At 56.1% G+C, this 223-nt stretch carries 1 protein-coding gene; it reads right to left on the bottom strand.

Features of this window, described 5'->3' with window-relative positions; genetic code table 11:
• The coding region (locus ACXAH9_RS17230) for a hypothetical protein (RefSeq protein ID WP_474896092.1) at positions 1-223 on the bottom strand (223 nt) is incomplete at both ends.

The raw sequence follows: 223 nt of genomic DNA, 5'->3' as shown, positions 1-223 counted from the left end.
AGCAGGCAGGCTGTTGATTCTGTTCACACCCGCTTGTCCGTTGGCGGTATTGCCAGAAGCTCCTGTACCATCGAAGGAGAGGTTCACAAGCCCCGGATCATCACCAGCATCGAGTGTGTTGGTTGCCGCAGCATCGAAGTACCAGGTGAAGATGTAATCATCCACATCCATGGATCCGTTGACCACCGAGGCAGTAGCCTGTCCGCTAGGCGGGTTGGTGGCA

The organism is Ekhidna sp. ABH4_415, assembly GCF_056161305.1.
The sequence above is the reverse complement of the archived record's forward strand: the minus strand, read 5'-3'. Positions and strand labels throughout refer to the sequence as shown.